General features: G+C 36.5%; 6 protein-coding genes and 1 pseudogene. 5 read left to right on the forward strand and 2 right to left on the reverse strand.

Annotated features, from left to right (window positions below):
* From IKK64_05825 to IKK64_05845, 5 genes and pseudogenes are all read left to right on the forward strand, one after another.
* The coding region (locus IKK64_05825; GenBank protein ID MBR4119583.1) for an RNA polymerase sigma factor at positions 1 to 333 on the forward strand (333 nt) is incomplete at its 5' end.
* A gap of 389 nt (positions 334 to 722) precedes the next feature.
* Complete coding sequence (locus IKK64_05830) at positions 723 to 1,916, forward strand: hypothetical protein (GenBank protein MBR4119584.1); 1,194 nt, start codon at positions 723 to 725, stop codon at positions 1,914 to 1,916.
* A gap of 68 nt (positions 1,917 to 1,984) precedes the next feature.
* Positions 1,985 to 3,319 (forward strand): BamA/TamA family outer membrane protein, encoded by a 1,335-nt coding sequence (locus tag IKK64_05835; protein ID MBR4119585.1) that lies wholly within the window; start codon positions 1,985 to 1,987, stop codon positions 3,317 to 3,319.
* Positions 3,320 to 3,499: 180 nt separating this feature from the next.
* Positions 3,500 to 3,907, forward strand: a pseudogene (locus tag IKK64_05840) (hypothetical protein).
* 57 nt (positions 3,908 to 3,964) lie between these two features.
* A complete protein-coding gene (locus tag IKK64_05845) occupies positions 3,965 to 4,351 on the forward strand; it encodes a hypothetical protein (GenBank protein ID MBR4119586.1) in 387 nt (128 codons plus the stop codon).
* A 296-nt stretch (positions 4,352 to 4,647) separates the two neighbouring features.
* On the opposite strand, the gene IKK64_05850 is transcribed toward IKK64_05845, so the two are convergent.
* Positions 4,648 to 5,199, reverse strand: coding sequence for an FKBP-type peptidyl-prolyl cis-trans isomerase (locus tag IKK64_05850; protein ID MBR4119587.1), 552 nt, complete (start codon positions 5,197 to 5,199; stop codon positions 4,648 to 4,650).
* 5 nt (positions 5,200 to 5,204) lie between these two features.
* Positions 5,205 to 6,752, reverse strand: coding sequence for a glycine--tRNA ligase (locus IKK64_05855; protein ID MBR4119588.1), 1,548 nt, complete (start codon positions 6,750 to 6,752; stop codon positions 5,205 to 5,207).
* Positions 6,753 to 7,035 lie beyond the last annotated feature (283 nt).

Below are 7,035 nucleotides of genomic sequence, written 5' to 3' on the forward strand. Positions count from 1 at the left end.
ATGGTTACTATTATGAAACACATATTCATAAACAACTACCACAGAAACTCATATACTAAAACAATAACAAATAATACAGAAGAGCTCTATTCCCTGAATGATTTGCAGAATGTAGCAGATACCGAAACACCCGAGAGCATATTAGAAGTTCAATATATTAATCGCATCATAGCAACATTCTCGGAAGAGCATAAAGTTCTACTTTCGATGCTCATTGCAAGATTAAAATATTCTGAAATTGCACAAGTATTAAATCTCTCTGTTGGAACAGTAAAGAGCAGAATATTTTACATGCGTCAAAAATTACAGATATTGCTCAAAGATTATAGATAGAGTTTTTTGTCAAGACATAAAGAGACCGACTAAAAAGTGATTTTTGGTCGGTCTTCTTGTTCTGTTTTGTAATTGGAGTAAGAAGATATTACAATGCAAATATAAAAATACAAATCTATTTTTACGCCACATCCATTGTTGATAATTGTTAAATTAGGGAGCAGTCGTCAGATTTCATACTAATTGATACAAAAAAAGAGACTTTTCAGCGGATAAGTCTCTTTTCTGGTTATGTAGTTTTTTACATAAGTATAAGATCTAAGATTTTCTCCCTATGAAAAATAAATATGAAACTTGGTATATTAATTTGATATTAATATCTTTGCCCTTTGAAGAGGGTTAAACCCTCCGAAAGGAAAGATAAAGAATTATTATTAAGGCTATCATCAATGGAGAAGTATATTTCATTAGCAGGTTTTTGTATTTCATTAATAGGAACTTTAGTAGGTTTATGGTGTTGGTATAGAAAGAAATTAAGCTCCATCTCTTTTTTTCGCCGTTATATTAAGTATCGTTTTTTCTATCCCGACTCATTGGTAAAGGAGATTTTAAGCAATAATATCAATAAGAATCTGCCAGATAGCGAGTTTATTGACTACTCATTGGCAATTCGCAACAACTACTACGAAAAAGATGTAATGACCCTTTCAATCAACCGGGAAGGAGAAATACAACAAGTACAACTCCCCTACAAAGAAATTATCAATTATATACAAGCAGGGGCAACTCCTCAGATTGAGGTAGTAACAAAAGATCTCGAACAATTTCAACTCTCTCAGAAATTGGTGGAGGCTACCGAGGGAGTATTAGCAGATTTCATCAGCACCAAGAAAAATCCTTATGATAGTCCCACTCTACGCATAAAATCTCTTGTTAAACAAGAAAAAGGGTTCAAATGTGAATTACAAAAAGCCTCCTACTATGACCAAGTACGTACTAATTTAACTTTAGATGTTCCTATCGTTGCTGAAGGCTCTGAGGACTCTATGCGCGTAAGAGATCTTTCGCACAATCAATGCTTAAAACCATTTGAAGAATCTATAATGGCCAATACCATTGGTGTTTCTGGAATATGGTATACACAACGTTCAAGTATAGGACGACACGATAGAATACATTTCTTTCTCAAACCCCGAAAAAAGGGAGTAGGGGTATTCTCTAGCATGTTAGGTACTACTAGTGGTGTTGTGGTTCCTCCTTCAAAACCAATTGCTTCATTAGAGGAATATCTCATTCAAGAGATGCGTCGCGAATTCTATGAGGAAACAGGTTTTAAACGTTATATGGCAGACCACAATATCTCAGAAGAGGAAGTGCAGATTATCCCCTTAGCCTTTACAAGAGAACTACTTAGAGGTGGCAAACCTCAATTCTTCTTTATCATAAAAACGCCACCAATTAGCAACCGCAAGTGGCATAAATATTTCAGCAAATCTTTCAATGGCAAAGAAGAATTTTATGATACACCTCTTTCAAATACCCCTATCTATAAGTTGTCTCCTGAGACTCAGACGAATCTCCTTTACGCCTATGCCTATTTGCAACGCAATCACGGATTGGGATATATCGATTTGAATGATTAAGGCGATAATACATATGTACTATTAATCGTACTTTTTTTATATTCAAAAAAAACAGTATCTTTGTACCAATGCAAAAGATATACATTAAAATATTTACAACAATAATATTGTTGTTCTCAATAAATATTCAGGCGCAAGAGTTGCGTAATGATACAATCTCGTGCAATGAACTTACTCTATCCTTAGACTCCTTACTGACACAATATCCCGATTCGGCAAACATACATTACAGCGATGAGGAGATTGCAAAAATCAACAAGATATTAGATGCCCTATCAACAGGAGTGGATATTGAATCTAATAAAAAAAAGAAGAAAGAGAAAAAAGATAAGAACTTTAAGTTCAGCATATTGGGAGGTCCGGGATACTCGCCCGATTACGGATTTTCAATTGGACTTGCAACACTTATGACCTTTCGCACAGTAAAGAGCGACACTTCACTACAACGAAGTGTAATACCGCTGAACTTTACAATGTCATTTGGCAAACCTCTTGGATTTACTCTTATATCAAAGCCATATATCTATTTTAAAGATGACAAAATAAGGCTACAAGGATTATATGAGTACAAACACACAGGCGAGAACTATTACGGTGTAGGATACTCTAACAATCACAATATAGAACGTAAAAAAGATGTTACAGGATATAATGCCGACCTTCTTCAAATAAATCCCGTACTACTATTCCGGATTAAAAAGAGTGCGAGTTATATAGGTCCAATTGCCGACCTCTATTTTGAGAAGATTAAAAATCCCGGAAGTTATGTAGTATCAGACCCCTTCTATATCAAGCAAGGAGGAACAGCAGAAGGGCTTACAGACATAAACGTAGGACTTGGATTGGCATACTCTTACGACACTCGCGACATCGCAGCCAATGCCTATAAAGGTATGTTATTTGAGGCACGAGCCCTATTTTATAGCAAATACTTTGGCGGAGAATACAATTTTGGATCAATCACAATAGACTACCGACAATATTATAAGGTCTCAAAAACGCACCGCAGAGTATTGGCATGGAACATATTAGCAAAAACAAAGATAGGAGATACACCATTCTCGCAACAAGCAATAGTGGGAGGACCATTTAACCTAAGAGGGTACTATCTTGGTCAATATCGCGACCACACAGCTGTAACTGCCGAAGTTGAGTGGCGACACATGTGGGATATTGCTACCGATACAAAATTTAAACGACTACTACACCGACTTGGATATGCAGCATGGGTTGGTTGCGGATTTATGGGCGAGAATATTATAAAATACAACGCCGTTCTACCTAATATTGGAGGAGGATTAAGAGTCGAAGTACAAAAACGTATGAACTTCAGAGTTGATGCAGGATATAGTTTTGCAGACAAACACGCCCTCTTCTATTTCAATATGACAGAGGCCTTTTAAGAGGTGTATAAAACTTAATTGCTATGCTACTGTTGAAGTAGTTATCGACCTATTGTAAATAGGCATAATCCAAACAACCATCTCATATATATCCATAATAAAACTATGAAACTGAGAAACTTATATATAAAATGGCAAGTGTGGCGAGGCAAGGCATTGGATATATGAAGTAAAAATCCATACCCCGCTAATGTCTTATCAAACCTATGTAGTAATGAATTCCGCTTTGAAGGAGTTCAATGCGGAAGTATGGAAGGCTTCCTTCAGTCATTGAAATATCAAGATACAGATAAACAAAGGCTGATATGCTCTATGAAAGGCAAAGATGCCAAGAATGAGACTTCAACCTATTGGCAGACAGACCAGATAATTTGGTGGAAAGGCTCTGCAATAAACCGTCAGAGCAAGGAGTTCCAAGACCTGATACGCAAAGCATATAAGGCTATGTTTGAACAGAACGAGCGTTTTCGTATTGCCTTGATGTCAACTCATGGAATGAAGTTATATCACAGTCAGGGCGAGCAGAATCCATATAAAACAATCTTGACAGAATCAGAATTTTGTTCTGTACTCACCGAGATACGAGAATCATACGATATAAATAATACAGAAACAGCACAACGCAAGAAACGTCTCTATTTTGATATGGACGGAGTACTTGTTGATTTTAAATCGGCATTAGCAAAACAGAATGAAGAGACTCTCAAAGAATATGAAGGTAGAGAGGATGAGATTCCAGGATTATTTGGACAAATGGAGCCAATGAATGGAGCAATAGATGCTGTTCACCGCCTTAGCGAACATTATGACTGTTACATCCTCTCAACAGCACCATGGAAGAATCCATCAGCGTGGAGTGATAAAGTATTATGGATAACTCGATATTTAGATGATGTATTCCACAAAAGAATGATTATTACGCACTGCAAAAATCTTTGTAAAGGAGATATATTGATAGATGATAGAGGCAAGAACGGAACAAGCGATGCAGTTGGCCGAAGAGATTCACGGATGTTCCGGATGGGGGCTTGATACTATCTTACAAGAGAAAGGTAATTGCCACCTTTATGAGAAGATGGGATATAAACAAACTGGAAAGACAATAGTAGTTAACGAAAGAATGACTTTGGTCTTTTACCATAAAGAGTAAAACATAACTAATATTTTACTTGGAGATATCACTTAAATATTATAGAGAGAAAGGGGTCTTATAAGGGAAAAATGAGAAGAGGATAACATTGAAGTGAACCCCAAAGTTTTTTGTTCAAACTTTGGGGCTCACTTTACAATTGACTCATACTCTTTGTTATGAAATATAATTATACTCTCTACTTCTTTTGATATGGTTTTTCGTATGCTGGAATATCTACTAATTTTATACCGAATATTAGTGCTGAATATGGTGGTATTTTATCTCTGTCTTGTTCGCCATATCCTGCGTATGCAGGGATAATAATCTCGCAACTATCTCCAACTACCATATTGGTAAGTGCCATTGCAAAACCTTGTACTGTTGCCGATAGTTTTAAGGTTGTGATGCTATCGGTATATGAATAGGTAGAGTCAAAAGGGGTTCCATCGTATAGAGTTCCTTTGTATATTACATCCACATAACTTGTGTAAAGAGGGTTTTTAGTGCCGGTACCATGTTTGAGCCTTTTCATCAATATAGCACTTCCCTTATCCCAATCAGGAGTTATCTGCTCGTAAACAAATGCAGTTCCTGCTGCATTGAGTTCCTCAGCTTTTGCCTCAATAAAATCGTTATTGGCATTTCGCCAATCTTCGTATTTATCCCAATTGTTCTCCTCTTTATTGCACGATGAGAGAGCAATAAGCACTCCCATCGCAATAAATATTATATGTGGTAATCTCTTCATTAGTATTACTCTTGTGCAATCTTTTTAAGTAGCGACTTGAACGATACTTGCTCGCTGATGATATTTTTAATATCACTTATGTTTATACGCTCTTGAAGCATTGTGTCGCGATAACGTACTGTAACTTTATTATCAACAAGTGTGTCGTGGTCAATTGTTATACAGAAAGGTGTTCCGATTGCATCTTGACGGCGGTATCTCTTTCCGATAGAGTCCTTCTCGTCGTACATACACTTGAAGTCGAATTTAAGGTCGTTCATTATCTCACGTGCTTTATCGGGTAGTCCATCTTTCTTAACTAATGGGAACACTGCTAGTTTAATTGGTGCAAGTGCTGCTGGCAATTTAAGAACTACGCGACTCTCACCATTCTCCAATTTCTCTTCGCAATATGCTGCCGACATAACACTTAAGAACATACGATCAACACCTATTGATGTTTCAATAACGTATGGAACGTATGATTCGTTTAACTCGGGATCAAAATATTGTAGTTTTTTACCTGAATATTTCTCGTGACTTCCAAGGTCAAAGTTTGTACGTGAGTGTATTCCCTCAACCTCTTTAAATCCGAATGGCATTTCAAACTCAATATCTGTTGCTGCGTTTGCGTAGTGAGCCAATTTGTCATGGTCGTGGAAACGATATTTGTGATCGCCTAAGCCAAGTGCTTTGTGCCATTTTAAGCGAGTCTCCTTCCATTTCTCAAACCAAGTTAACTCCTCGCCTGGGCGAACAAAGAATTGCATCTCCATTTGTTCAAACTCACGCATACGGAAGATGAATTGACGAGCTACAATCTCGTTACGGAATGCTTTACCAATTTGTGCAATACCAAATGGTATTCTCATTCGTCCTGTCTTTTGAACGTTAATGTAGTTTACAAAAATTCCTTGTGCAGTTTCGGGGCGTAGATATACTTTCATTGCTCCGTCGGCGGTTGAGCCCATCTCTGTTGAAAACATCAAGTTAAATTGTCGTACATCAGTCCAGTTTCTTGTTCCACTTATTGGACAAGTTATTTCATAGTCAACAATTATCTGGCGAAGCTCTGCAAGGTTGTTATCGTTCATTGCTTTTGCAAAACGTTCATGTAACTCATCACGTTTTGCTGCTGTCTCTAATACTCTTGGATTAGTTTGACGGAACATTGCCTCATCAAAAGAGTCGCCAAAACGTTTTGCTGCTTTCTCAACCTCTTTATTGATTTTGTCATCATATTTCGCCATTTGCTCTTCAATAAGCACATCGGCACGATAACGTTTTTTAGAGTCTTTATTGTCAATTAGAGGGTCATTAAATGCATCAACGTGTCCTGATGCCTTCCATATAGTAGGGTGCATAAAAATAGCAGAATCTATACCAACGATATTCTCGTTCAATAGAATCATACTGTCCCACCAATATTTCTTAATGTTTTGTTTTAGTTCTACGCCCATTTGACCGTAGTCATACACTGCCGAAAGTCCATCATATATTTCACTTGAAGGAAATACAAAACCATACTCTTTACAGTGCGAAATCAATTTTTTAAAAACCTCTTCTTGTGTCATTTCGTTTTAATTATATAAAATCGTGATACTATTTTTATTTGCTTTGTTACAATAAAAAAGAATACAATCTCATAAAAAACTCTTGTTAAGAACGAATTTTTTCAGACCGATTCTTAATATATGCGTAATAATCTGCAAAGTAAACGATTTTTTTCGATTTAATTTGTATCTTTGCTTGTAAATTTGCTTATTTAGGTTTTATAAATACATTTTTAACCTATATTTAAGCCGAACAACCCCAATTTTACCAACTAATAGAGCAAAAGTACACGATAATGGCAGA

Source organism: Bacteroidales bacterium (assembly GCA_017521245.1).
Taxonomy (GTDB): domain Bacteria; phylum Bacteroidota; class Bacteroidia; order Bacteroidales; family G3-4614; genus Caccoplasma_A.